At 68.4% G+C, this 25,101-nt stretch carries 25 protein-coding genes and 1 other RNA gene; 13 read left to right on the top strand and 13 right to left on the bottom strand.

Annotated features, from left to right (window positions below; translation table 11 throughout):
* The first annotated feature begins 103 nt into the window (after positions 1 to 103).
* Entirely contained in the window at positions 104 to 913 is an 810-nt protein-coding gene (locus ICG51_RS13470; RefSeq protein ID WP_190280832.1) for a ferredoxin--NADP reductase, read from the top strand.
* A 27-nt stretch (positions 914 to 940) separates the two neighbouring features.
* On the opposite strand, the gene ICG51_RS13465 is transcribed toward ICG51_RS13470, so the two are convergent.
* Positions 941 to 1,351 carry a hypothetical protein gene (locus tag ICG51_RS13465; RefSeq protein ID WP_190280831.1) on the bottom strand — a complete coding sequence of 137 codons (411 nt, stop codon included), beginning with the start codon at positions 1,349 to 1,351 and terminating at the stop codon, positions 941 to 943.
* A complete protein-coding gene (locus tag ICG51_RS13460) occupies positions 1,348 to 1,830 on the bottom strand; it encodes a glutathione peroxidase (RefSeq protein ID WP_190280830.1) in 483 nt (160 codons plus the stop codon). Before ICG51_RS13460 ends, ICG51_RS13465 begins: the two co-directional genes overlap by 4 nt.
* Positions 1,831 to 2,041: 211 nt before the next feature.
* Here ICG51_RS13460 and ICG51_RS13455 point away from each other — a divergent pair, with 211 nt between their 5' ends.
* Positions 2,042 to 4,204, top strand: coding sequence for a M3 family metallopeptidase (locus ICG51_RS13455; protein WP_190282495.1), 2,163 nt, complete (start codon positions 2,042 to 2,044; stop codon positions 4,202 to 4,204).
* Between the two features lie 120 nt (positions 4,205 to 4,324).
* Here the strand turns inward: ICG51_RS13455 and dksA are convergent, their stop codons facing one another.
* Complete coding sequence (gene dksA / locus ICG51_RS13450; RefSeq protein ID WP_190280829.1) at positions 4,325 to 5,407, bottom strand: RNA polymerase-binding protein DksA; 1,083 nt, start codon at positions 5,405 to 5,407, stop codon at positions 4,325 to 4,327.
* Positions 5,408 to 5,529: 122 nt separating this feature from the next.
* On the opposite strand from dksA, the gene yidD reads away from it, so the two are divergent.
* From yidD to ICG51_RS13435, 3 genes are read left to right on the top strand one after another with little or no spacing between them, the layout of a single operon-like run.
* Positions 5,530 to 5,748: a membrane protein insertion efficiency factor YidD gene (gene yidD, locus ICG51_RS13445; RefSeq protein WP_190280828.1), complete on the top strand. Its 219-nt coding sequence runs from the start codon at positions 5,530 to 5,532 to the stop codon at positions 5,746 to 5,748.
* A 10-nt stretch (positions 5,749 to 5,758) separates the two neighbouring features.
* Positions 5,759 to 7,105: a dihydroorotase gene (locus tag ICG51_RS13440; protein WP_190280827.1), complete on the top strand. Its 1,347-nt coding sequence runs from the start codon at positions 5,759 to 5,761 to the stop codon at positions 7,103 to 7,105.
* The gene (locus tag ICG51_RS13435) at positions 7,105 to 7,668 is read left to right on the top strand and encodes a hypothetical protein (RefSeq protein WP_190280826.1); all 564 of its coding nucleotides are present in this window, start codon (positions 7,105 to 7,107) and stop codon (positions 7,666 to 7,668) included. Before ICG51_RS13440 ends, ICG51_RS13435 begins: the two co-directional genes overlap by 1 nt.
* Position 7,669: 1 nt before the next feature.
* On the opposite strand, the gene folE2 is transcribed toward ICG51_RS13435, so the two are convergent.
* The 6 genes from folE2 to efp form a co-directional block, all read right to left on the bottom strand.
* Complete coding sequence (folE2, locus tag ICG51_RS13430) at positions 7,670 to 8,593, bottom strand: GTP cyclohydrolase FolE2 (protein ID WP_190280825.1); 924 nt, start codon at positions 8,591 to 8,593, stop codon at positions 7,670 to 7,672.
* A gap of 69 nt (positions 8,594 to 8,662) precedes the next feature.
* The gene (locus ICG51_RS13425) at positions 8,663 to 9,334 is read right to left on the bottom strand and encodes a hypothetical protein (RefSeq protein WP_190280824.1); all 672 of its coding nucleotides are present in this window, start codon (positions 9,332 to 9,334) and stop codon (positions 8,663 to 8,665) included.
* Positions 9,335 to 9,384: 50 nt separating this feature from the next.
* A complete protein-coding gene (gph, locus tag ICG51_RS13420; protein WP_190280823.1) occupies positions 9,385 to 10,050 on the bottom strand; it encodes a phosphoglycolate phosphatase in 666 nt (221 codons plus the stop codon).
* The gene (gene ubiG, locus ICG51_RS13415; protein ID WP_190280822.1) at positions 10,047 to 10,760 is read right to left on the bottom strand and encodes a bifunctional 2-polyprenyl-6-hydroxyphenol methylase/3-demethylubiquinol 3-O-methyltransferase UbiG; all 714 of its coding nucleotides are present in this window, start codon (positions 10,758 to 10,760) and stop codon (positions 10,047 to 10,049) included. The genes gph and ubiG overlap by 4 nt, the downstream gene beginning before the upstream one ends.
* Positions 10,761 to 10,794: 34 nt before the next feature.
* A complete protein-coding gene (locus ICG51_RS13410) occupies positions 10,795 to 12,132 on the bottom strand; it encodes a TRZ/ATZ family hydrolase (protein ID WP_190280821.1) in 1,338 nt (445 codons plus the stop codon).
* A 3-nt stretch (positions 12,133 to 12,135) separates the two neighbouring features.
* A complete protein-coding gene (efp, locus tag ICG51_RS13405; protein WP_190280820.1) occupies positions 12,136 to 12,702 on the bottom strand; it encodes an elongation factor P in 567 nt (188 codons plus the stop codon).
* A 91-nt stretch (positions 12,703 to 12,793) separates the two neighbouring features.
* Between efp and epmB the strand changes: the two genes are divergently transcribed.
* Entirely contained in the window at positions 12,794 to 13,834 is a 1,041-nt protein-coding gene (epmB, locus tag ICG51_RS13400; protein WP_190280819.1) for an EF-P beta-lysylation protein EpmB, read from the top strand.
* Positions 13,835 to 13,872: 38 nt separating this feature from the next.
* Positions 13,873 to 15,972, top strand: a complete 2,100-nt coding sequence (locus ICG51_RS13395; protein WP_190280818.1) for a bifunctional diguanylate cyclase/phosphodiesterase — start codon at positions 13,873 to 13,875, stop codon at positions 15,970 to 15,972.
* A 74-nt stretch (positions 15,973 to 16,046) separates the two neighbouring features.
* Here ICG51_RS13395 and htpX read toward each other — a convergent pair whose 3' ends face one another.
* Complete coding sequence (gene htpX, locus ICG51_RS13390; protein WP_190280817.1) at positions 16,047 to 16,904, bottom strand: protease HtpX; 858 nt, start codon at positions 16,902 to 16,904, stop codon at positions 16,047 to 16,049.
* Positions 16,905 to 16,992: 88 nt separating this feature from the next.
* Here htpX and gluQRS point away from each other — a divergent pair, with 88 nt between their 5' ends.
* The 5 genes from gluQRS (at position 16,993) to ICG51_RS13365 (ending at position 20,569) form a co-directional block, all read left to right on the top strand.
* The gene (gene gluQRS / locus ICG51_RS13385) at positions 16,993 to 17,901 is read left to right on the top strand and encodes a tRNA glutamyl-Q(34) synthetase GluQRS (RefSeq protein ID WP_190280816.1); all 909 of its coding nucleotides are present in this window, start codon (positions 16,993 to 16,995) and stop codon (positions 17,899 to 17,901) included.
* A 41-nt stretch (positions 17,902 to 17,942) separates the two neighbouring features.
* Positions 17,943 to 18,683, top strand: coding sequence for an acetoacetyl-CoA reductase (phbB, locus tag ICG51_RS13380; RefSeq protein WP_190280815.1), 741 nt, complete (start codon positions 17,943 to 17,945; stop codon positions 18,681 to 18,683).
* Positions 18,684 to 18,806: 123 nt separating this feature from the next.
* On the top strand, positions 18,807 to 19,262 hold the full coding sequence (locus tag ICG51_RS13375) for a cytochrome c (protein ID WP_190280814.1): 456 nt from the start codon (positions 18,807 to 18,809) through the stop codon (positions 19,260 to 19,262).
* A gap of 228 nt (positions 19,263 to 19,490) precedes the next feature.
* Positions 19,491 to 19,967, top strand: a complete 477-nt coding sequence (locus ICG51_RS13370) for a glycine zipper 2TM domain-containing protein (RefSeq protein WP_190280813.1) — start codon at positions 19,491 to 19,493, stop codon at positions 19,965 to 19,967.
* A gap of 101 nt (positions 19,968 to 20,068) precedes the next feature.
* A complete protein-coding gene (locus ICG51_RS13365; protein ID WP_190280812.1) occupies positions 20,069 to 20,569 on the top strand; it encodes a DUF456 family protein in 501 nt (166 codons plus the stop codon).
* A 104-nt stretch (positions 20,570 to 20,673) separates the two neighbouring features.
* Here ICG51_RS13365 and ICG51_RS13360 read toward each other — a convergent pair whose 3' ends face one another.
* Together ICG51_RS13360 and ICG51_RS13355 are read right to left on the bottom strand one after the other, a co-directional pair.
* Positions 20,674 to 21,558 carry a M48 family metallopeptidase gene (locus ICG51_RS13360; protein WP_190280811.1) on the bottom strand — a complete coding sequence of 295 codons (885 nt, stop codon included), beginning with the start codon at positions 21,556 to 21,558 and terminating at the stop codon, positions 20,674 to 20,676.
* Positions 21,559 to 21,632: 74 nt separating this feature from the next.
* The gene (locus ICG51_RS13355) at positions 21,633 to 23,486 is read right to left on the bottom strand and encodes a formylglycine-generating enzyme family protein (RefSeq protein ID WP_223809464.1); all 1,854 of its coding nucleotides are present in this window, start codon (positions 23,484 to 23,486) and stop codon (positions 21,633 to 21,635) included.
* 90 nt (positions 23,487 to 23,576) lie between these two features.
* Between ICG51_RS13355 and rnd the strand changes: the two genes are divergently transcribed.
* A complete protein-coding gene (gene rnd, locus ICG51_RS13350) occupies positions 23,577 to 24,656 on the top strand; it encodes a ribonuclease D (protein WP_190280810.1) in 1,080 nt (359 codons plus the stop codon).
* An 86-nt stretch (positions 24,657 to 24,742) separates the two neighbouring features.
* Here the strand turns inward: rnd and ssrA are convergent.
* Positions 24,743 to 25,096, bottom strand: a transfer-messenger RNA (tmRNA) gene (gene ssrA, locus ICG51_RS13345).
* Positions 25,097 to 25,101: the final 5 nt, after the last annotated feature.

Raw genomic sequence — 25,101 nt, 5'->3', positions numbered from 1 at the left:
GGCGCGCGGCATGGCAAATCCGGGTCAATTTGTCCCTGATCAAACGCCATGCTGCGCCGCCACGTAAAATAGGCGGCTACTCCCCGCAGCCCACCCCACGCGCATGGCCTCCCCCTTCGGCACCGAAACGGTGCTCGATGTCCGTCACTGGACGGACGCCTACTTCAGTTTCACCACGACCCGTGACGACGGCTTCCGTTTCGACAACGGCCAGTTCGTGATGATCGGGCTGGAGGTGCAACAGCCGGACGGCAGCAGCAAGCCGCTGATGCGCGCCTATTCCATCGCCAGCGCCAACTGGGAAGAACAGCTGGAGTTCTTCAGCATCAAGGTGGCCGACGGCCCGCTGACCTCGCGCCTGCAGCACGTCAAGCCCGGCGACACCATCCTGATCGGCCGCAAACCGACCGGCACGCTGCTGATCTCGGACCTGCACGCCGGCCGCAACCTGTACCTGCTGGGCACCGGCACCGGGTTGGCGCCGTGGCTGTCGGTGATCAAGGACCCGGAAACCTACGAACGCTTCGAGCGCGTGGTCCTGTGCCATGGCGTGCGCGGCGCCGAAGATCTGGCCTACCGCGACTACATCGAGCGCGAACTGCCCAACCACGCGCTGCTGGGCGAGATGATCCGCGACCGCCTGCTTTACTACCCGGCGGTTTCGCGCGAGGCGTTCGAGTATCGCGGCCGCGATCATCGCGGCCGCATCACCGACCACCTGGACCAGAACAGGATCACCGACGCGCTGGGTCTCGACGCGCTGGACCCGGCGTTCGACCGCGCGATGATCTGCGGCAGTCCGCAGATGCTCGCGGATTTCCGCAGCATCCTCGACGCACGCGGTTTCACCGCCTCGCCGCGGATCGGTACCGCCGGCGAGTACGTGTTCGAGCGGGCATTCGTCGAAAAATAGCCGCAGCCAGGGCTGCGCCCGCCTGCGCTAGTCGCCGCCGTAGCGCAGCCAGAGCCGGGCTTCCGGCTCGTTGGCGAACATGCGGATCCGGTAGCCGCGCTCCAGCGCCAGCTGTTCCACGTACTCGATCCGCGGCATCTGGTCGGTGCGGGCCTCGACGTAGGCAATCCGGACCCGATCCAGGCCCAGCCCGGCCACGCCGTTGAAAAAGCGGACCAGGTCGGCATCGCCCATCACCTCGCCCGGCAGCGCATCCAGCACCAGCAATGCGTCAGCACCGCAAGCCGACACCCGGTCGGCGATGTGCTGCCAGTACTCGCGGGTTGTCTCCAGATTCTTCTCGGCCGCGACCTCGCCCAGCAAGCGCACGGTCAACAGCGGCGCCTGGTAATCGAACTCCAACCGGTAGCTGCCGCCTGACAATGTGTCCCGGGTCATGCCAGGGCGTCCTCGATGTCGCCCGCCAGTGATTCAGGCTTGTCGGTGGGCGCATAGCGCGCCAGCACCCGCCCATCGCGGCCGACCAGGAATTTGCTGAAATTCCATTTGATCGCCTCGATGCCGAGCAGACCGCTTTTCTCCTTCTTCAGCCAGCGCCAAAGCGGGTGGGCATTGATACCGTTCACCTCCACCTTGGCGAACATAGGGAAGGTCACGTCGAAGGTCAGGGAGCAGAAATTGCGGATTTCGTCCGCATCGCCCGGCTCCTGGTGCCCGAACTGGTCGCAGGGAAAGCCCAGCACCACCAGCCCGCGCTCGCCATATGCGCGCCACAGCGCCTCCAGCCCCGCGTACTGCGGGGTGAAGCCGCACTTGCTGGCGACATTGACGACCAGCAATACCTTGCCGCGCCATTGCGACAGAGGCTGGGGAGTTCCATCCAGGCCGGTGGCCTCGAAATCGAATGCGGTTGGCATCGGGCGGCTCGTTCGCCGCGATGCGGCGCAGGGGATTGATCCAGCCTATCCGTAATCCGCGGGAAATCAATCGACCGTTGGCCATACCTTCTTCACTCCTGCGGTCGGCGGCCATGCGTTAACCTTGCGCGCGCGTCCATCGCACAGCGCCGAGCCTGCTCGGCCGCCATCCTCCGTCGAACTACCGGACCCAGAAACCATGAAACAACCCATCGCCTGCGCGCTCGCGCTCGCCATTTCCGCCGCCCTGGGCATGGCCCCCGCCCACGCCGCGAAGAAGCAGGAGGCTTCGACTTCGATGAACACCGCCACCACCTACAGCGGGCCGTTCGCCACCCCGAGCACGCTGGACCTGAACTACCCCCGGTTCGACAAGATCCAAGACAGCGACTTCGCCCCCGCCTTCGACGCCGGCATGGCCGAGCAGCTGCGCGAGATGGACGCAATCGCCAACAACCCGGAGGCACCGACCTTCCAGAACACCATCGTGGCGATGGAAAAGAGCGGCCAGCTGCTGGACCGCGCCACCAACGTGTTCTTCAACCTGGTCGGCACCGACAAGAACGACGCCCGCGACAAGCTGCAGACCGAGTACGCGCCGAAGTTCTCCGCGCACCGCGATGCGATCACCCTCAATCCGAAGCTGTTCGCCCGGATCAAGAAGCTGTACGACGCCCGCGACACGCTGGGCCTGGATGCCGTGGACACGCGCCTGCTGGAGAAGCGCTACGAGGACTTCGTGCGCGGTGGCGCCGCGTTGACCGACGCGCAGAAGGTGCGCATCCGCGACATCAACACGCAGATGTCGAAGCTGGGCACGCAGTTCAACCAGAACGTGCTGGCCGAGGTGAACGCCTCCGCCATCGTGGTGGACAGCCGCGACGAGCTGGCCGGGATGAGCGACGAGCAGGTCGCCGCCGCCGCCGAAGCCGCCAAGGCGCGCAAACTCGACGGCAAGTACGTGATCGCCTTGCTCAACACCACCGGCCAGCCGGCCGAAGCACAGCTGGCCAACCGCGCGCTGCGCCAGCGCCTGCACGAGGCCTCGGTGGCCCGCGGCAGCCGCGGCAACCAGTGGGACAACACCGCCATCGTCTCGCAGGTGCTGAAGCTGCGCGCCGAACGCGCACGCCTGCTGGGCTACGACACTTCGGCCAACTTCGTGCTGGCCGACGAAACCGCCGCCAACCAGGACAACGTCAACGCCATGCTGCGCCAGCTGGCGCCGAAGGCGGTGGCCAACGCCCGTCGCGAGGGTGCCGACCTGCAGGCGATGATCGACGCCGAGCAGAAGGCCAAGGGACAGCCGACCTTCGCCCTGCAGCCGTGGGACTGGGCCTATTACAGCGAGAAGGTGCGCGCGGCGAAGTTCAGCTTCGACGAAAGCCAGCTCAAGCCGTACTTCGAGATGAAGAACGTGCTCGAGAACGGCGTCTTCCACGCCGCCAACAAGCTGTACGGGATCAGCTTCAAGGAACGCACCGACCTGCCCAAGTACCACCCGGACACCTGGATCTACGACGTGTTCGACAAGGACGGCAAGCGCCTGTCGATCTTCATCTGGGATCCCTACGCGCGGCCTTCCAAGCGCGGCGGTGCGTGGATGAACACCTACGTGGCGCAGTCGGCGCTGCTGGGCGAGAAGCCGGTGGTGGCCAACCACCTGAACGTGCCCAAGCCGTCCGAAGGCAAGCCCACCCTGCTCACCTGGGATGAGGTCACCACCGCCTTCCACGAGTTCGGCCATGCGCTGCACGGCTTCTTCCAGGACGTGCGCTACCCGTACTTCTCGATGAACGTGCCGCGCGACTTCGTCGAATACCCGTCGCAGGTCAACGAGATGTGGGCCGACTGGCCCGAGATCCTGGCCCACTACGCCAAGCACTACCAGACCGGCGAGGCGATGCCGAAGGCGTTGCTGGACAAGGTGATCGCGGCGTCGAAGTTCAACCAGGGCTTCGCCACCACCGAATATCTGGAAGCGGCGATGCTGGACCAGCGCTGGCACCAGTTGCCGCTGGAAAACATCCCGGAAGCCGGCGGCGTGATGGCATTCGAAGCGCAGGCGCTGAAGGCCGACGGCTTCGACTACGCGCCGGTGCCGCCGCGCTACCGCACGCCCTACTTCAGCCACATCATGGGCGGCTACGCGGCCGGCTACTACGCCTACATCTGGTCGGAGGTTCTGGGCGCCAACACCACCCAGTGGATCCGCAAGAACGGCGGGCTCAGCCTGCAGAACGGCGACCGCCTGCGCGAATTCGTGCTGGCACCGGGCGGCCAGATCGAGGCAGGCAAACTGTTCCCCAACTTCGCCGGCTACGAGGCGAAGATCGAGGCGCTGCTGGAACAGCGCGGGCTGGACAGCAAGTAATCGATGCGCGGAGCGGGATGCAACCCGCTCCGCGCTGGCACCGACACGGCACGCAAGCGCCGACGCATGAAAAAACCCCGCCTCGGCGGGGTTTTTTCTGTCAACCGGCAGCTGCCTGCCTCAGTCGCCCATCTGCTTCTGCAGATGCTCCCAGCGCTCCTGGGCATCGATGGTGCGCTCGGCGGTCAGCCGCGCCTCCATCCGGTCCAGGCCGATCTCCTCGCCCGTATCGACGCAGAAGCCGTACTCGCCGCTGTCCACGCGCTTGAGCGTGCTGTCGATCTTGCCGATCAGCTTGCGGTAGCGGTCGCGGGTGCGCAGCTCCAGCGAGTTCTCGGTTTCGCGGGTCGCGCGCTCGGCCTCGTCGCCGATGTCGCGCACTTCCTCGCGCAGGTTCTCGATGGTCTGCTTGGATTCCTCCACCAGATCGGCCCGCCACTGCAGCAGGCGCTGGCGGAAATATTCCAATTGCAGCGGACTCATGTATTCCTCGTCCGCGGACGGCTTGTAGCCGGCGGGCAGGATCGGGCGACCGCTGGCTTCATCGACCTTGTAAGGCACTACCTTGTGCTTGCCCTTGGGCGCGGATTGGCCCCCGGACGTTTTCTTCACCGCAACCATCACTTTCCCTTTCTTCTTGTTGTCCGCGGCCGGCGCCGGCTTTGCGGCCGGCGGTGCCACGGGCTTGTGCGTTTCTTTCTTCGGCGCTTCCGCCGCCTTGACCGCCTTCTGCGGTTCGGGCTTCGGCGCAGGCGCCTGCTTCTTCACGTCCTTGGAAACCACGGGCGCCTTCGTAGCCGTCGGTTTGACGGCCGGCGACGGCTTCACGACCGGGGCTGCCTTCTTCGCGGCGGGCTTGGCCACCGGCTTGGCGACCACTTTCTTCGCAACCGGCTTCGCCGGCTTGGCGACGGGTTTGACGACGGGCTTGGCTGCCGGCTTCTTGGCCGCCACCGCCTTCTTGGCTGGCGCCGCCTTCTTCACCGGCGCGACTTTCTTCGCGGGCGCCTTCTTGGCCACCGCCTTCTTCGCAGCAGGCCTGGCCACCGGTTTCGCCGTCTTCTTCGCGGCGGGCTTCACCGCCGGCTTGGGCGCCACCTTCTTGGCGGCCGGCGCGGCCTTCTTGGCGATCACCGGCTTCTTGGCCGGAGCGGCTTTCTTGGCCGCCTTGGCGACCTTCTTCGCGGGTTTCTTCGCTGCCACGTCGAGGTATTCCTTGGGTTTTCCCTTGAGGCGGGAAGGCGCGCTGTTATACCCTGCCACGCGCAAGGCGGCAACCACATGAATCCTCAGGCTCCGCCTGCCTCCCCGTCCGTGGCCGGTCCGTGATCGACAGACTCCTCATCGCGCTGTTGCGCGGCTACAAGCGCTGGATCAGCCCCCTGCTGGGAACACGCTGCCGGTTCGTCCCGACCTGTTCGGAATACGCGATGGACGCAATTGGCCGATTTGGCGCCCTCCGCGGCGGTTGGCTGGCGATCCGCCGCATCGGCCGCTGCCACCCCCTCCATCCCGGCGGGCACGATCCCGTGCCGCCGCACTAAGGAAGCCCCCATGTCCTCCACCCTGATCGTCAATGCCCGCCTGGTGAACGAAGGTCGCGAGTTCGACGGTGACCTGCGCTTCGGCGACGGCCACATCGAGGCCATCGGCAGCGGTCTGGCCGCCAGGCCCGGCGAAACCGTCATCGACGCCAATGGCCGCCGGCTCCTGCCGGGCATGATCGACGACCAGGTGCATTTCCGCGAACCCGGCATGGAATACAAGGCCGACATGGCCACCGAATCGGCGGCTGCGGTCGCCGGCGGCCTGACCAGCTTCATGGACATGCCTAACACCCGCCCGCCGACGCTGGACAGCGCCGCGCTGGAGGACAAGTACCGCCGGGCGGCCGGCCGCGTCTGGGGCAACTACGGCTTCTACCACGGCGCCTCCAACGACAACCTCGAGGCGATCCGCGCGCTCGACCCGAAGGCCGCGCCCGGCGTCAAGGTGTTCATGGGGGCCTCCACCGGCAACATGCTGGTGGACGACCCGGCGACCCTGGACGCGATCTTCCGCGACACCCCGGTGCCGATCATCACCCACTGCGAAGACACCCCGATGATCGACGCCACATTCGCCGAATACCGGGCGAAGTACGGCGACGACATCCCGGTGGAATGCCACCCGGACATCCGCTCGCGCGAGGCCTGCATCAAGTCCACCCGGCTGGCCATCGACCTGGCGCGGCGCCACGGCACCCGCCTGCACGTGCTGCACATCAGCACCGCCGACGAGCTGGCGCTGTTCGAGAAGGCCCCGCTGGTCCGCGCCGATGGCAGCCGCAAGCAGATCACCGCCGAGACCTGCGTGCACTTCCTCCACTTCGCCCGCCCCGACTACGCGCGGCTGGGCAACCTGATCAAGTGCAACCCGGCGATCAAGGACGTCTCCGACCGCGACGCCATCCTGCGCGCGCTGGCCGAGGACGTGCTGGACGTGCTCGCCACCGACCACGCGCCGCATACGCTGGAAGAAAAGAACAAGCCCTACGTCGACGCACCCAGCGGTTTGCCGCTGGTGCAGTACGCGCTGAACCTGGCGCTGGAGAAGGTGCACGACGGCCTGCTGACCACCGCGCAGGTGGTGCAGAAGTTCGCCCATGCGCCGGCGCAGCTGTTCGATGTCGAACGGCGCGGCTTCCTGCGCGAAGGGTATGCCGCCGACCTGGTTCTGGTGGAGGACGCGCCGCTGACCGTCCGCCGCGAGGACGTGCTCAGCAAATGCGGCTGGTCGCCGTTCGAGGGCATGACCTTCCGCTCGCGGATCGCCTCCACCTGGGTCAACGGCGTACTGGCGTGGGACGGCGACAAGCTGGTCGGCAGCCCGCAGGGACAGCGGCTGACGTTCGACCGCTGATGCGCCTGGCGCCCCTGCTGCTCTGGCTTGCGGCGGTAAACGGCAGTGCCGCCCAGGCTGTCCCGGCCGAAGAAAAAGCGATTGCCGGTCCCGCGCAGCCCCAGGACGAAGTGGCGCGTTTTCTCGGCAGCGTTTGGAAACTGGCAGGCCCGAACCGGCTGCGCACCTTGCTGGATTTCTACGACCAAGCCCCGACGCTGAAACCGCTGACGAATCCCAAGACGCTGGTGTTCAGGCCGTCCGCGGAACAGGCGAAGCGCACTGGCATCGCCTCCGTCGAATACGGCACATACGCCGTCGACGGCACCCTCCTCATTCTTCCCAAGGCGACATGCGTGAGATTCGACCGGATGCTCCAACGATCGGGTCTGCGCCCCCTGCCCGAAACGGCCCCGCCCTCGCTAGTCCAGCATGGTCCGACACCCGAGGGCGTCACCTGGTATTACAAAGCAAGTGGCCGGATTGCCAGCGCGGAAGCGGAGGCCTTTGCGACGAACCTGACCACGCCCTGCCTGGCCGGATTGAGGATCGGCCGGCCGGAACCGGCGCGCAAAAGCGATTGAATCAGGCGTTCCTCCCGCTGACGCTGGCAACGGCGTCGTGCGGGTGCAGGCTTTCGAAATGGGCCACGCGGGCGCTCCATGCGGCGATCCGCGCATCGGCCGCGAGCACCGAGGAGACCCGCCGCGCGGCGTCCTCGCAGAACATCAGGTTGGCGGCATTGGCCTGCGCGAACGCCTGCTCGTCCTCGCGCTTGACCGCCGTCTGCACCGGCGTGCCCAGCGCGGTTTCCAGCGCATCCACCAGCGATGCCAGCGGCAGCTCGTCGAACGCCGGCCGCAGCTCCACCCGCACGTCGGCGCGACTGCGCTGCGCATGCGGGGTGGCGGCCATGCCGCGCTCGCCGGCCAGCCAGTCGTGGACAGCGGCCACCGACAGCGACGGCGCTTCGGCGAAATCCTCGGCGAAGCGCTGCGCGTTGGCCTGCCGCGACAGCGCAGCAGACGCCGGACAGGTGCTGGAGTACTCGACCGAAAACCCCAGGGTCAGCCGCAAATGGCTATCGACCAGCTCGGCCTCGATCTCCACCGGGTAGCGCTTCCAGCCGGCGTTGTCGCTCCGCAGGGCGCGGCGCAGCAGCAGGTGGTCGAAGCGCAGGCGCAGGCGCGCACGTTCGGCCAAGCCCTTCTGCGAGGCGATGCAGGCGTCCAGCAACCGCCGCAGTGAGGGCGCACCCAGGGTTTCGTTCGCAAGGCCTTCCTGCAGTTGCAGGTACAACCGCGACATATGGATGCCGCGGGCGTCGGGATCACGCAGGTTGACGGCCACATCGACGCTGGCCGGTACCAGCAGCGGCGTGCCTCCCTCGCCAGGCAGGCGGATGGGCAGGGCCATGCCGTCCATTCCCACCCAGTCCAGCGGGCGCGCCAGCGCGACCGCGTCAAAGGCGACATCGGGCAGGGAGACGGGGGAAACGGTCTTGTGCATCGCGACATTGTACCGGTGCGGGAATGAGCGCCCGCGCAACGCTCTGGTGCATCCGCGCCGCCAGGCTGGTCAGCCGCGAGCGGCGCGCCAAGCGGCCCACAGCGCTACCGGCGCAGGCAGCGGGCCCTTGGCGCCACGCGCCAACCGGCCCAGCCGCGTCCGCACCAGCGCGGCATGGATGCGCTCGACCCGGGGCGCATCCCGCAACAGGGGCAACGCCAGCAGACTGGGGATATCGGTGCCGGCCGCCGGCACGCCGCGGACCGGCAGGTGCAATACCCATTCGGCCAGCAGCGCTTCGGCCATCGCCTGCGTGGATGCCGGCGGCGTGGCGTCAAACAACTGCGCGGCGAGCACCGCCTGCGCGCGTGCGAACGGCTCCAGCCCGCGCAGGCTCGCCGCGCGGTCGCCTTCGGGGCTGCGGCTGGCCCGCAGCGCGGGGATGCCGGCGACCAGCAGCGACCAGTCCACAGGCAGCTTCTGCAGCGCCAGCCCCAAGGGATGGCGGCGCGCGCCACGCGACCAGCCCGCGAGTTCTTCTTCCCACCAGCCCAGTTTGGCCGCGCCGGGCGTCGGATCGTCCCCGCCCCAGGCCGCCTCGGTAAGCTCGCCACGCAGGGCCAGCCAGGCGCGCGCTCGCAGGCGCTGCGCTGCCGGCAGGAACACTTCCGCCACGGCCCATTCCGGCCACTGCGCCCGCCACTTGGCGAGGAAACTGTCGAGGGAGGCGCTGTCGGTCATGGGGAAATTGTAGGCGGGCGGAGGCGTGGAAGCCGGCCGGCCTGCTCTGATCAGCGGGTGGGGATCCCGCCGAGCAGGTCGCGCGGCGTTGCCACCATCACGTCGCCCCCCCACACCGCCGGCTCGTCGCCATCCGGGCGGTAACCCCAGAGTGCGACCACCGAGCGCATGCCGGCGGCACGGGCGGCGTCGATGTCGCGGCGGTCGTCGCCGACGTACACGCAGTCGTCGATGGCGACGCCGAGTTCTGCCGCGGCGTGCAGCAGCGGCAGCGGATGCGGCTTGCGTTCGGGAAGGGTATCGCCGCCGATGAGGATGGCACTGCGCGTTTCCCAACCCAGTGCCGGCAGCACCTGTCGGGCCAGGTATTCCGGCTTGTTGGTGACGATGCCCCAGCGGCTGCCGGCGGCCTCGATGGCGTCCAGCAGCTCGGCCACGCCGTCGAACAGCACGCTGTGCTTGCCCAGCACCTGCTCGTAGATGTCGAGGAATTCGCGGATCATCTCCCCCGGCACGTCCCCGCCCAGCTGCGGGAACGCCGCCGCGCTCATCGCCCGCGAGCCCTTGGACACGTGCGGGCGCAGCGCCTCCAGCGCCATCGGCCCCTGTCCACTTGCAGCGCGCATCTGGTTGACGGTGGCCACCATGTCCGGCGCACTGTCGAGCAGGGTGCCGTCGAGGTCGAACAGCACCAGCTTCGGAAACACCGGGCTCATTCCGGCCTGCGCGCGCAGGCCAGGTAGTTGACGTCGGTACGCCGGACTACCCGCGCGGCGTTGCGCCACGGCTCGTACATCAGGCCGCTGACGTCCTCCAGCGCCAGCCCGGCCTCGCGCAGCAGCCGCGCCAGTTCGGAGGGCTTGATGAAGTCGCGGTACTGGTGGGTGCCCTTGGGCAGCAGCCGTGCCACGTATTCCGCGCCGACGATGGCCAGCGCGAACGCGGCCGGGGTGCGGTTGAGGGTGGACAGGAACAGGCGTCCGCCCGGCTTCAGCAGGGTCGCGCAGGCGCGCACGATGGAGGCCGGATCGGGCACGTGCTCGAGCATCTCCATGCAGGTGACGACATCGAACGAGCCCGGCACCTCCTCGGCCAGCGCTTCCACCGCCAGTTGCCGGTATTCGACCTTCACGCCCGACTCCAGGCCGTGCAGGCGCGCGACCTTCAGCAGGTTCGGCGCCAGGTCGATGGCAGTGACGCGGGCGCCGGCCTTGGCCAGGGCCTCGCTGAGCAGGCCGCCGCCGCAGCCCACGTCCAGCACGGCCGCATCGCGCAGGGTGGTCCGCTCCGCCACATAGCCCAGCCGCGCCGGGTTCAGCGCGTGCAGCGCCTTCTGCGGACCGCTGGGGTCCCACCAGCGCTGGGCCAGCTCGTCGAACTTGTCGAGCTCGGCCTGGTGGAAATTGGTCTGGGCGGTTTCGCTCATGGGTGGCGTCCTGCGGATCCCTGCGGGAGGAAAATCATCGTTGGATGGCGGCAATGCGCTGGCGCCACTGCCTGGCGTTGGCGACGATGGCGTCGATGTCCATGTCCGCCAGCACGCGCTGGCGCAGCTTGGCCACGCCGTCGATCCAGACGTCGCTGACCTGCTGGCGACCGGTGGCGTAGACCAGCTGCGAGACCACGTGGTGCAGCGGCTGCGTCTCGAGCTGCGACAGGTCCACGCACACCAGGTCGGCGCGCTTGCCGGCTTCAATACTGCCGATGCGCGCATCGAAGCCAAGCGCCCTGGCACCGCCCAGCGTGGCCGCGTGCAGGGCCTCGAACGCGGAGAAGCCGGCGGCATCGTTGGCCACTGCCTTGCCCAGCAGCGCGGCAGTGCGGGTCTCGCCGAACATGTCGAGGTCGTTGTTGCTGGCGCAGCCGTCGGTGCCGATGGCGAGGTTCACGCCCGCCTTCAGCAGCGCGCAGGCCGGGCAGAAGCCCGAAGCCAGCTTGAGGTTGGATTCCGGGCAATGCACCACGCTGACGCCACGCTCGGCGCACAGGTGGATCTCGGCCTCGGTGAGCTGGGTCATGTGCACCGCGATCAGCCGGTCGTTGACCAGACCCAGCCGGTCCAGCCGCGCCAGCGGACGCTGGCCGTGCAGGCTGATCGAGTCGGCGACTTCCTGCGCGGTCTCGTGGGTGTGCAGGTGCACCGGCACATCGAGCTGGTCGGACAGCATCCGCACGCGCTCGAAATTGGCGTCGTTGACCGTGTAAGGCGCGTGCGGGGCGAACGCGGTACCGACCAGCGGATCAAGGCGCCAGGCATCGTGCAGTTCGCAGGCGCGGTCGAAGTATTCGTCGTCCGACTTCGCCCAGGCACTGGGGAAATCGATGATCACCGCGCCAACCAGCGCGCGGAAACCGTGCTTCTTGTAGACGCCGGCCTGCACGTCGGGGAAGAAGTAGTTCTCGTTGGCGCAGGTGGTGCCGCCGCGCAGCATCTCGGCGATCGACAGCGCCATGCCGTCGGCCACGAACTCCGGCCCGATCACCGCCGCTTCCACCGGCCAGATGTGCTCGCGCAACCAGTTCATCAACGGCAGGTCGTCGGCGATCCCGCGTAGCAGGGTCATCGGGTTGTGGGTGTGGGCGTTGACCAAGCCGGGGATCAGCGCGGCGTCCGGGCGCGACACGGTTTCCTTCGCAGCGAAGCGCGTGCGTGCCTCGGCGATGGGCAGCACGGCAACGATGGCGCCGGCAGAAACGGCAACGGCGTGATCCGGGAGGACCACGCCGTGCGGGACCACCGGGACCACCCAGCCGGCTTCGATCAGCAGATCGCAGGGCTGCGGGGCGGTATCCGTCATTGCTTACTTCACCCGGCTGACGTATTCGCCGCTGCGGGTATCGACCTTGATGATTTCATCCTGGGCGACAAACAGCGGCACGCGCACCACTGCGCCGGTTTCCAGGGTGGCCGGCTTGCCACCGGTGCCGGCGGTATCACCCTTCACGCCCGGATCGGTTTCGACGATCTTCAGCTCGACGAAGTTCGGCGGGGTCACCTGGATCGGGTTGCCGTTGAACAGGGTGACCACGCAGTCTTCCTCGCCCTTGATCCACTTGGCGGCATCACCGACGCCGGCCTTGTCGGCCTGCACCTGCTCGAAGGTCTCCTGGTTCATGAAGTGCCAGTACTCGCCATCGGTGTACAGGTACTGCATGTCGGTATCGACCACGTCCGCGGCCTCCACCGAATCGGTGGACTTCATGGTGATTTCCTGCACCCGGCCAGTGCGGATCTGGCGGTAGCGCACGCGGGTGAAGGCCTGGCCCTTGCCCGGCTTCACGTAATCGGTTTCGAAAATGACCGCGGGCTCGTTGTTGACGAGGATCTTCTGGCCGGATTTGACGTCGTTCATGCCCAGAGTGGCCATGGGTGCTCCTTGGGGCCACCCGTCCGGGCGGCTAAACTGTGAGTTTGGCGAGGATTCCGGCGTGGCCGGAACGGTTTTCTTGCAGCCCGACATGATACCCGCAGCCCCTACCCCATTGCAGCAAGGCGAGCAACAGCGCTGGCAGGCGCTGTGGCGCGACGCCGTGCGCGACCCCCGCCAGCTGCTCGCGATGCTGGGCCTGGACACCCTGGCCGATGGCCTGTCCGACGCCGCCACCCAGCAGTTCCCGCTGCGCGTCCCGCGCGGCTTCGTCGCCCGCATGCGTCCCGGCGATGCACGGGATCCGCTGCTGCGGCAGGTGCTGCCGGTGCTGGACGAGGACCAGGTGGCCCCCGGCTTCGCCCTGGATGCGGTCGGCGACACCGCTGCCCGCAGCGGCCACGGCGTGATCCAGAAATACAACGGCCGCGCCCTGCTGATCGCCACCGGCAGCTGCGCGGTCAACTGCCGCTACTGCTTCCGCCGCCACTATCCCTATGCCGAGGACACCGCGGCGGCCGGCGGCTGGCGCGAGGCGGTGGCACTGATCGCGGCCGATGCCACGGTGCACGAGGTGATCCTGTCCGGCGGCGACCCGCTGTCGCTGGCCGACCACAAGCTGGCCGAACTGACCGACGCGCTGCGCGGCATCCCGCACCTCCGCCGACTGCGCATCCACACCCGCCTGCCGATCGTGCTGCCGGAGCGGGTGGACGGGGGCCTGCTGGCGTGGCTGCGCGGCCTGCCCTGGCCGGTCGCAGTGGTCGTCCACGCCAACCACGCCAACGAATTCGACCCGTCGGTCGATGCCGCGATGGCGGCGTTGCGGGCAGCCGGCGCCACCCTGCTCAACCAGGCGGTGCTGCTGCGCGGGGTCAACGACTCCGTCGAGGCACTGGCCGCTCTGTGCGAGCGCGGTCACGAAGCCGGCGTGCTGCCCTACTACCTGCACCAGCTGGATCGCGTCGCCGGCGCCGCCCACTTCGAGGTCGACGACGCCACCGCTCTGGCACTGCATGCCGCGCTGGCGGCGCGCCTGCCGGGTTACCTGGTGCCGAAGCTGGTGCGTGAAATCGCCGGCCAGCCGGGCAAGACCCCTCTTCTGCGGGGGGCTACAGCCGCGGCAGGATGATGTAGCCTGTCGGCAACGAACACCGCAAGATCTTCCGCATGGCCACAGGCAAAGACATTGCGCTGCGACTGATGCTGGTGGCCGATCTGGTCAACGAGGCCGAGGCCCTGGTCAGCCGCCTGCGCAACGCCGGTACCGCGGTGCGCCCACTGCGCCCGGAATCGCTGGATGAGATGGTCGAGATGCTGGCCGGGCAACCGGTCGACATGGTGCTGGCCGACTATGCCTCCGCCCTGCTGCCCTTCGAGCAGGTGGCCAAGGCGGTCATCGGCTGCGGCCGCGACGTCCCGCTGCTGGCCACGCTGGACGGCATCAGCGACGACATCCTCGAGAACGTGCAGGCGCTGGGCGCGCAGGCGGTGGCCCTGCGCGACCGCCCGCAGCAGTTCCTGAAGACCGTGCAGACGGAATGGCAGGCGCTGGAGGCCCGTCGCACCCAGCGCCGGCTGGAGGCGCAGATGCGCGAGACCCAGCGCCGCTGCGACATGCTGATCGATTCCTCGCGCGAGCCCATCGCATACATCCACGAAGGCATGCACATCCGGGCCAACCAGGCCTACCTGGAGATGTTCGGCTTCGAATCGTTCGAGGACATCGAGGGCATGTCGCTGCTCGACCTGGTGGCGCCCGGCGACGTGACCGCGTTCAAGGCGCTGCTCAAGAGCCTGTCCAAGGGCGAGGAAGCGCCGCCGCGCTACGAGCTGACCGCGCACGACGCCGACGGCAACGAGTTCCCGGCGGTGATGGAATTCACCGCCGCGCAATACCAGGGCGAGGCCTGCCAGCAGGTGATCTTCCGCCACCAGGCCGCCGAGGTGGACCCGGAGCTGGCCCGCGAGGTCGAGGAACTGCGCCAGCGCGACCAGAGCACCGGCCTGCTCAACCGCCCCACCTTCCTGCGCGTGCTCGAAGACGCGGTGGCCGAAGCCGCCCAGCAGCGCGCCCAGTACGGCCTGCTGCTGCTGGAGCCTGACAACTACCAGCGCATCCTGCAGGAGATCGGACTGGACAGCGCCGACGACCTGCTGGCGGCGATCGCCGACTGCATCCGCCAGGTGGTGGGCGAGCAGCTGGCCGACGGCAGCGTCCACGCCGCGCGTTTCAGCGAGCACAGTTTCGCGGTGCTGGCCCGCGGCGATCACGCACGCACCGCTGCGCTCGCCGATCGCATCATCGACGCGTTCGCGGCGCGGTTGTTCGAGGTCGGTGGCAGCTCCAGCACCATCACCGCCAGCATTGGCGGCGTGCAGATCGGCGAGAAGATCGCCAGCGTCACCCAGGTGCTGGCCAAGGCCAGCCAATGCCTGCAGTCCTCGCTGGGCGTGGGCGGCAACCATGCCGAAGTGTTCGACCCCAGCGCCACCGATCGCGCCGAGGAAGAACGCATCCAGGCTTGGGTGGACCGCCTGCACGACGCGCTGGCCAACGACCGCTTCCTGCTCCACTACCAGCCGATCATCCACCTGCTGGGCGAGCCGCGGGCGATGTACGAAAGCTACCTGCGGCTGGAATCGGGCACCGGCGAAACCATCACGCCGATGAACTTCCTGCCGATCGCCGAGGAACACGGGCTGCTGGGGCAGATCGACCGCTGGGTGATCGGTCATGCCATCTCGGTGCTTGGCGCGCGCGCGCGCGCCGGCAAGCCGGTGACGCTGCTGGTGAAGATCACCCAGGCCTCCCTGCAGGACTCCACCCTGCCTGCCTACATCGGCGAGCAGCTGGCCGCGCACGGGGTCCCCGGCGACGCGCTGCTGCTGCAACTGCCCGAGTCCAAGGTGTTCATCAACCTGCGCGCCACCCAGGATTTCGCCGCTGCGATCGGCAGGCTGGGCTGCAAGCTGGTGCTCGAACAGTTCGGCGCCGGGCTGGACTCGTTCCAGTTGCTGTCCCATTTCACCCCGGGCTTCGTCAAGATCGACCGCAGCTTCATGGAAGACCTGTCGAAGAACCAGGCCAACCAGAACCGGGTGCGCGAACTGGCGCAGAAGGCCCGTGACCTCGGCATCCAGAGCATCGCCGAGTTCGTGCAGGACGCCGCCAGCATGAGCATCCTGTTCTCGCAGGGCATCGACTATGTCGAGGGCAACTTCCTGGCCATCGCCGGCCCGGACATGAACTACGAGTTCGACGCCTGAGCGAGTTCGACGCCTGAGAACGACGAAGCCCGCCGGGTGGCGGGCTTCGCGTGGTGCATTCAGGCGTTCCCGGATCAACCGGCCTGGCGCAGCGCCGCGATGCGGTCCTCCAGCGGCGGATGGCTGCGCAGCAGACCGCTCATCCCGCCACTGATGCCGAACGCCGCCACCTGCTTGGGGAGGGTGCTGGCGCCGTGGGTCTGCGCCAGCCGCTCCAGCGCGGCGATCATCTTGTGGCGGCCAGCCAGCGAAGCACCGCCGGCATCGGCGCGGAACTCGCGGTGGCGCGAGAACCACATCGCGATCATCGAGGCGAACACGCCGAAGACCATCTCCAGCACGAACACGATGATGTAGTAGCCGAAGCCCGGCGCATCGCTGTCGCGGTTGCCGCTGATCGCGCCGTCCACCACCCGGCCGACCACGCGGGCCAGCACGATCACGAAGGTGTTGAGCACGCCCTGCAGCAGCGCCATTGTCACCATGTCGCCGTTGGCGACGTGGCTGACCTCGTGCGCCAGCACCGCCTCGGCCTCGTCGCGGTTCATCGCCCGCAGCAGGCCGGTGGACACCGCCACGAGCGCGTTGTTGCGGTTGGCGCCGGTGGCGAAGGCGTTGATCTCGGGGGCGTCGTAGATCGCCACCTCGGGCATGCCGATGCCGGCCGCCTCGGCCTGCCGGCGCACGGTGGACAGCAGCCACTGCTCGGCCTCGTTGCGCGGCTGCTCGATGACGTGGGCACCGGTGCTGCGCTTGGCCATCCACTTCGACAGCAGCAGCGAGATGATCGAGCCGCCGAAGCCGAACAGCGCGGCCATGACCAGCAGGCCGCCGAACTGGTTGGGATTCACCCCGAACACGGACATCACGATGCTGACCAGGGCCAGCACCGCCAGGTTGGTCGCCAGGAAGAGGAAAACACGATTGAACATGGATAATTCCGATCCTTCCGCGCCCGATGCGCGGCTACCCGGGTAGTGTGGCCGACCAAGTGCGAAATCAATACACCTCCCTGAATCCGTGAGCGGGCCACGCTACCGCGGCCGCTTCGCGCCTTCCCCCAGCGGGCCGCTGCACGCCGGGTCGATGCTCGCCGCGCTGGGCAGCTGGCTGCTGGCGCGCCAGGCCGGCGGGGAGTGGCTGGTGCGGATCGAGGACATCGACCCGCCGCGGGAAGTCCCGGGCGCGGCGCTGGCGCAGCTGGACACGCTGGCGGCGTTCGGCCTGCACCCCGATGGCCCGGTCGAATACCAGAGCCGGCGCGCCCCCCTCTACCAGGCCGCGCTGGAGCGCCTGCTGGCGGGCGGCTGGGCGTTCGAATGCCATTGCAGCCGCAGCGAGCTGGCGGCGGCCGGCGGCATCCACCGGCGCTGCGTGGCGGGCCGCCGGCGACCGGATCCGGCCATCCGCCTGCGCGTGCCGGACGGCTGCAGCATCGCTTTCGATGATGCCATCCATGGCCATGTGGCCCAGCGCGTGGACCTGGAGGTCGGCGACTTCGTGCTGCGCCGCAGCGACGGCCTTTGGGCCTATCAGCTGGCCGTGGTGGTGGACGATGCCGACCAGGGCATCACCGACGTGGTGCGCGGCGCCGACCTGCTGGACTCCACCCCCCGGCAGGTCCTGCTGCAGCGTGCATTGGGCCTGCCGACGCCGCGGCACGCGCACCTGCCCCTGCTGCTGGGCGCGGACGGCCGCAAGCTGTCGAAGTCCGAGGCCGCGCTGCCGGTGCGCGTGGACGAACCGCTGGTGACGCTCCAGCGGTTGTGGAACTGCCTTGGCCAAGCGCCACTTGCCGACGCCACCACGCCCTCCGCGACGGCCTTCCTGGACAGGGCGCTGGCCGCATTCCGGCTGGATCGCGTTCCCCTCCAGGCCCGCAGCGTTTGCGCCGCAGCGCACAACGCAAACGCCATCACCCGTGCCTAGAATCGGGACATCCGTCTTCCGCCCTTCACGAGGAGCTGTACATGACTTCCAGAGTTGCACTGGTCACCGGTGGCACCGGCGGCATCGGCACCGCGATCGTCAAGCGTCTGGCCGGAATGGGCCACAAGGTCGCCACCAATTACCGCAACGAGGAAAAGGCGCGCGCCTGGCAGGAGAAGATGAAGGCGGAGGGTTTCGACGTCGCCATCGTGAAAGGCGACGTTACCTCGCCACAGGAGGCGGAAGCGATGGTGCGCGAGGTCGAGGCGACCCTCGGCCCGATCGACATTCTGGTCAACAACGCCGGCATCACCCGCGACGGCACCTTCCACCGGATGAAGGCCGACCAGTGGATGGACGTGATCAATACCAACCTCAACTCCTGCTTCAACGTCACCCGCCCGGTGATCGAGGGCATGCGCGATCGCAAATGGGGGCGGATCATCCAGATCAGCTCGATCAACGGACTGAAGGGCCAGTACGGGCAGGCGAACTACGCGGCGGCGAAGGCCGGCATGCACGGCTTCACCATTTCGCTGGCGCGCGAGAACGCCAGGAACGGGATCACCGTGAACACCATCAGCCCGGGCTACATCGCCACGGACATGGTGATGGCAGTGCCGGAAGAGGTGCGCGCCAAGATCATCGCCGACATCCCCACCGGCCGCCTCGGCACGCCGGAAGAGATCGCCTATGGCGTCGGCTTCCTTGCCGACGAACAGGCCGGCTGGATCACCGGCAGCAACCTCGACATCAACGGCGGGCACCACATGGGCTGGTGACTGTCGCCCCCGCCCACCCCGGTGCGTCCATCCGCATGGAGCGATGCACCGGTGGTTACGCGACCGGGGCCGCTGTGCCACCATCCACGGGTTCCACTTCCATCCGATTCCTCCGGAGACGCCATGTCCAATCCCGATCCCGCCGGCAAGCCTGCCGCTACCCGTTCGTCCAACGCCGGGCGCTATCTGTTCCTGCTCATCCTCGGCCTGGTGGTTGGCGCGATTGCCACGGTCATGGCGATGCGTGCACTCGATGCGCGCAAAGACCATTTCCCGGATTCGCTGATGGAAGTGCAGGGCTGGCACATGGGTCAGCTGAAGGCGGCAATGGAGCAGAACCGCTGCGGCGCCACCGACGTGCTGCCGCACCTGCAGACCCTGCGGATGCTGGGCAACGACCTTGAACCCGCCTTCCCCGACCTGCGCGACGACGAGCGCTTCCGCACCGCCGCCGCGGCAATGCGGGCCGCTGCCGACAAGGCCGTCAGCGCGCCGCCGCTGAGCTGCCAGAGCCTGGCCGGCACGATGAAGTCGCTGGGTGATTCCTGCAAGGCCTGCCATCGCGACTTCCGCGGCTGATTGCAGCGTCTCCATGCTGCACACGAAGAAGCCGCCCCCGGGCGGCTTTCTCTTTGGCCATCGAAACAGCCCTGCCCTTCACTCCGGCTGCACCGCGGTGAACCCCTGCTGAGCGCATCCCGCGCGCAAGAGGCGGATGTGGCTGTCGTTCATGCGCCGCGGCACAGGATCGGGGTGTCAAGGTATTCCATTCCCCCGCGATCCCCGCGTACTGAAAGGAGACAGAACATGGCTGTTCGCATCCACACCATCCTCGGCACCGCCGCCCTCGCGCTCGCACTGGGAGCGAGCGCCGGCTGCGCCAGCACCGCGCCCGCCTATGGCGGGGGCGGCTACGGCGGCAGCGCCAGCTATAGCGGGTACGACAATACCTGCGGCAACTGCGGCACCGTCACCCAGATCACCGTCGGCGGCGCCTCCGGGACCTCCGGCGCCCTCATCGGTGGCCTGATTGGTGCCGTTGCCGGCCATGAGGTATCGGCCCACACCGGCGGCAGCAAGGGTAACCAGAACATTTCCGCCGTGGCCGGTGCCGCCGCCGGCGCAGCGGCGGGCAGCGCCATCCAGAAGAACCGCAGCGAGGGCTACACCGTTCACGTGCGCATGGACGACGGCCGCACGGTGAAGGTCACCCAGTCGAATGTCTCCGGCTTCCGCGAGGGCGCGCGGGTGCGGATCGAAAACGGCCAGGCCTACCTGCGCTGACCGCGCGCCCCTCCCTCCAGCTGGTGCCGCTGAACGGCCCGCCCGGTGCGGGCCGTTCTCACACCCGGCACAATGCCCCGCCCTGCCCGCTGCGAGCCGCCATGGATTCCACCACGATCTACTACCTGATCGCCGCGTTGCTGATCCTCGTCGGCCTGCTGGGCACCGTGTTGCCGGTGCTGCCGGGGATACCGCTGATGTTCGCCGGCATGCTGCTGGCGGCGTGGGCTGGTAGTTTCCAGGCCATCGGCGCGCCCGCGCTGATCGTGCTGGCGATGTTGACGCTGGTGTCGGTGGCCGTGGATTTCTGGGCCACGGCCCACGGCGCCCGGCGCGTCGGCGCCAGCCGGATGGCGATGTGGGGCGCGGCCATCGGCACCCTGGTGGGACTGCTGTTCGGCTTGCCCGGTTTGCTGTTCGGCCCGTTCATCGGCGCACTGGCCGGTGAGCTGGCCCATCACCGCAGCCTGCATCCACATCGGGTGGGCCACGCCACCAAGGTCGGCGCAGGCACCTGGGTAGGCCTGTTGCTCGGCACCGCGCTCAAGCTCGCACTGGCGTTTGCCATGCTGGGCCTGTTCGCGCTGGCGTGGTGGCTGTAGTCGATCACAGCGCTGCGCGCCCGCAGCCGTCAAGGCAGATGGACCCGTCGCCACGAGTCATGCGGGATGATGCGCAAGCCGCTCGCAAGCGTGGCAGTGCGCCGTCAGCGCGCGGCGCTGGCGGCCGTTTCGCAGAACTTCGCCTGGTAGGCCAGTGCCTTCGGCATCAGCGCCTGCAGCTGCTGGATGCGGGTACCGGCGCTGGGATGGGTGGAGGCGAATTCCGGCGGCGCGCCACCGCCCGAGTTCCGATCCATGCGCTCCCATAGCGGCACCGATTCGCGCGGATCGAAGCAGGCCGCTGCTGCCAGCATCAGCCCCAGTTCGTCGGCCTGGGTTTCCTGGCTGCGCGCATATGGCAGCGCGCTGCCGTAGCCATAGGCCTGCATCACCGCCTGCATGGTGTTCTGGTCCATGCCGCTGGCCGCTCCGGCCATCTGTCCGATCTGCTCCAGCTTGCCGCGGGTCATGCGCTGTGCGCCGTGGCGCAGCAGCGCGTGGGCGATTTCGTGCCCCATCACCACGGCCACCGCGTCGGCGTTCTGGGCCACCGGCAGCAAGCCGGTATACACCGCCATCTTGCCCCCCGGCAGGCAGAATGCATTGACCTGGTCGGATTCCAGCACCGTCACCTTCCAGTCGAAGGACTTCTCGATGTGGCTCGCCTGCATTCCGTTTTCGGCGGCCAAGGCATCGGACACCGGCGGGATCTTGGCAATCAGCCGTTGCGCGATCGCACCGACCTGTCGCGAGACCTGCGCATCCGCCGGCAGCGGGCGCTCCTGCTGCAGCACCTCCTGGTAGGCCTGCAGGCCCAACGCTGTTTCCTGCTCGGGCGAGATGTTCTTGTCGATCACCACCGTCTCGCCGGTCAGCGCATCCACGCTGCGGTTGGAGTACCAGTACCACGCCGCATAACCGGCAAAAAGCACCAACACCCAGATGCGCAGGCCGCCACCACGGCGGGTTCCAATCGGATTGCGGTTCATCGTGTCCTCCGGCCCGTCTCGGGCATCGGCGAAAAGACTAGCGGGCGCCCCTCAACACGGCGTGAGCATCCTTCTCACAGCTGCCGCACCAGCCGGAAACCCACCCGCGCGTTGGTCACGTCGACGCCGCCCGAGGCCCGCCACGCCGAACGCGCCTGCGCCGGGGCGCTGGCCCAAGAACCGCCACGATACATCCGCGTACGGCAGCCCGGATTCACCCAGGCCTGGCCGTTGGCCGGCGCGCGCCGGTAGCCGCGGTGCCAGCAATCCGCAACCCACTCGCTGACGTTGCCCGCCATGTCGTACAAGCCGTAGGCATTCGGCGCGAAGCTGCCCACCGGCGCCGGCCCCCACCAGCCGTCGCCATAGCCAAGGAAGGCATTGCTCCAGCGTCGCCCGCGTGCCGACACGTCCCTGCCACCGGCGAGGTTGCCGACGCTCGCCGGAGGCGCACCCGCGCCCCATGGGTAGAGCGCCTGTCCCCCCGCCCGCAGGGCGTACTCGAACTCGGCCTCGCTGGGCAGGCGGTAGTGCGCGCCGGTCTGCGCCGACAGCCACGCTGCGTAAGCCTCGGCATCGCGGGCGGTGACGTGGATCACCGGCATGTCGTCCGCGGCCGGACGGCCGTCGTAGCCGGACTGCCAGTCGATGCCACTGCCGCGCAGGAAATTGCCGCTGCGCGCGTCGTAAGCCAGCGAGTGGCCGCGCTGGGTGGCGCGCGGCACGAAACCCGTGGCCTGGACGAAACGCCGGAACTGGCCCACCGTGATTTCGTGCCGGGTCATTGCGAAACCGCGATCCAGACGCACCTGATGCCGCGGCTGTTCGTCCAGAGTCGCGCCCTCCTCGTCTTCCGGCGCACCCATCATGAAACCGCCACGCGGCAGCACGCTGAGCGCTGGTCCACGCCCGCCCGCTTGCATTTCCTCGGTGAACACCTGACCAGGGCGGAACAGCCCGTAATGACCCACCAGATCAATGCGCTGGCGCAGCGCCACGCCGGCACCGGTGCCGGGCAGCGCGATCCGCAGGATCTCGGCCAGCCGCTCGCGGGCGAACTGCAGGCCGGCGGGGTCGGCCAGCGCCATCAGGCCCTCATCGCCCAACCGGCGGATCCGGTCGGTGCGCATCGCCTCGATGCGTTGCCGCGTCGCCGTGATCGCCTCCGCGTCATTGCGCACGCGCCCTGCCCGTGCCAGTTCTGCATAGGCGCCCTCGAAATCCCCGCCCGCCGCCAGCGCCTGTGCCTCCACCAGCACCGCGGCCTCGACCGCGGCGATGCCGCGCTGGGCGCGGGTCTGCAGCGGCCACAGCGCCTGCGCCTGGCGAAACAGTTCCAGCGCGCCGCCCGGGGCGTCCAGATTCCCCGCCCGCAGCGCGCGCTCTCCGGCAAGGCACAGGTCGAAGGCCTGGCCGGCCCGATCCACCGCATCCAGATAGGTCTTCGCCTCCGGCAGCTCGGGCCACAGCGTGCGCAGCACGGTGCCGTGGCGCTGGGCATAGCGCAGCGACGCCAGGTCTTCGCCGGCATCCAGCGCCATCCACGCCTGCGCCAGCAGCGCAGCGCGGGCCTTTTCCAGCAATCGCGCGTCCTGGGCACTGTCCGGCTCCAGTTTGCGCAGCGCCAGCAGCAGCGGGATCGCCGATTCGCCGGTTTCGAACAGATCACCCTTGGCCAGCGCCCGCCGCGCATTGGCGCGGGCGCGCGCCGGCTGGTCGATGCGGGCTTCCGGCAGCGTCCAGCTCAGCACGTCGGCCAGCGCGTCATCGCCGCGGATGCTGACCCGGCCGGGTTCGAGCACAGGCGCCGGTGCCGGCAGCCGCTCCTGCGCCGGCACCGGTTGCAGTGCCAGTGCCGGCGCCTCCGGTTCCGGCTTGCAACCGGCCAGCAGCAGCAACAGCGGGATGAGGAAACCTCCTGCGCGCAAACTCCAGCTCCATCAGTCCTGCACCCGCCGATTGGCGGTGCCGACGAACTTAGGGCATGGGCCAGCCTCCGGCAACCGCATAATGTGCGGATGACACATTGGATCGATACCCCCGGCGCGCTGCGCGCTCGCCTTGAGAACCCGCCCGCCGCGATCGGCCTGGACACCGAGTTCATCCGCGAACGCACCTACTGGCCACAGCTGGCCCTGGTGCAGATCGCGCTGGGCGAAAGCGATGACGACATCCTGCTGGTCGACCCGCTGCGCCCCGGCATGCGCGAAGCGCTGGCCCCGCTGCTGGCCAACCCCGACGTGCTGAAGCTGATGCACAGCCCCAGCGAAGACCTGGTGGCTTTCCAGTACGCCTGCCGCACCCTGCCGACGCCGCTGTTCGATACCCAGGCCGCGGCCGCGATGTGCGGGCTGGGGGCCGGCCTTGGCTACCAGAAGCTGGTGCAGGCCGTGACCGGGGTGGAGCTGGCCAAGGGCGAAACCCGTTCCGACTGGCTGCGCCGGCCGCTGTCGCCCGCCCAGCTGGAATACGCAGCCGACGACGTGCGCCACCTGCACGCCCTCCATCGCGACCTGCAGGCGCGCCTGGCCGGCAACGGCCGTACCGCGTGGCTGGAAGAAGACAGTGCCCGCCAACTGGCCAATGCCGCCAGTGACGACGGCGAGCGCTGGCCGCATCTTGCGATCCGCAGCGCGCAGTTCCTCGACGCGGAGGGCCAGCGCCGGCTGCTGCGCATGCTGCGCTGGCGCGACGCGCAGGCGCGCAGCAGCGACCGCCCCCGCAGCTGGATCCTCGACAACGAACTGGCGGTGGCGCTGGCCCGCCAGAAGCTGGACAGCCGGCTGCGCTTCGACGCCCTGCTGGATGCCAACCCCAAAGCCCCGCGCAGCCTGCGCACGCCACTGTGGGAAGCCTTGATCACGCCGCTGGCCGACGAATCGAAAGCACCAATGGCACGCGGCGATGATCGCGACAAAAAGCAGCTGCGTGCCCTGCAGGAAGCCGTGGCCGCGGTCGCCGCCGAGCTGCAGCTCCCGGAAGGCCTGCTCGCCTCGCGCAAGGTGCTGGAAGCGCTGCAGGACGGCAGCGGCTGGAACGGCCAGCTGGCCGGCTGGCGCCGTCCACTGCTGGAACCGCGTCTGGCCCCGCTGCTCTGACCCTCGCCCCTGCCGGCGCCAATGGAGGCGGGAAAAATGGCCTCCAAAGAAAAACCCCAACCGTGACCGGTTGGGGTTTTGGTAGATGGTGGAGGTGGCGGGAGTCGAACCCGCGTCCGAAGGCACTCCATCCCCGGCACTACATGCTTAGCTCACCGTTGGGTCTCGTCCCGCAGCAGCACGGTGTGCAAAGCGCACCGCGGGACCAGCCTGTTTTGGTTAAGCCGTGACTGACAGGCAGCCATCACAGCCGGTTCCGTGATAATGACCCTACATCCACGAGCACGGGCACAAGTGGGTTCGGGGCTTACGCCTTAAGCGGCGAGAGCGTAGTTGTCGTCGTTGGCAACTAGAGTTTTGCAGCTGGATTAACGAGGAAAGCTACCCCCTCGGCATGCGCCAAGTAATTTCGCGACCCCCGTCGAAGCCAGTGCACCCCCGGGAA

Source organism: Thermomonas sp. XSG, from assembly GCF_014678725.1.
GTDB lineage: Bacteria > Pseudomonadota > Gammaproteobacteria > Xanthomonadales > Xanthomonadaceae > Thermomonas.
Note: the sequence above shows the minus strand (reverse complement) of the source record. Positions and strands in the feature narration are given on the sequence as shown.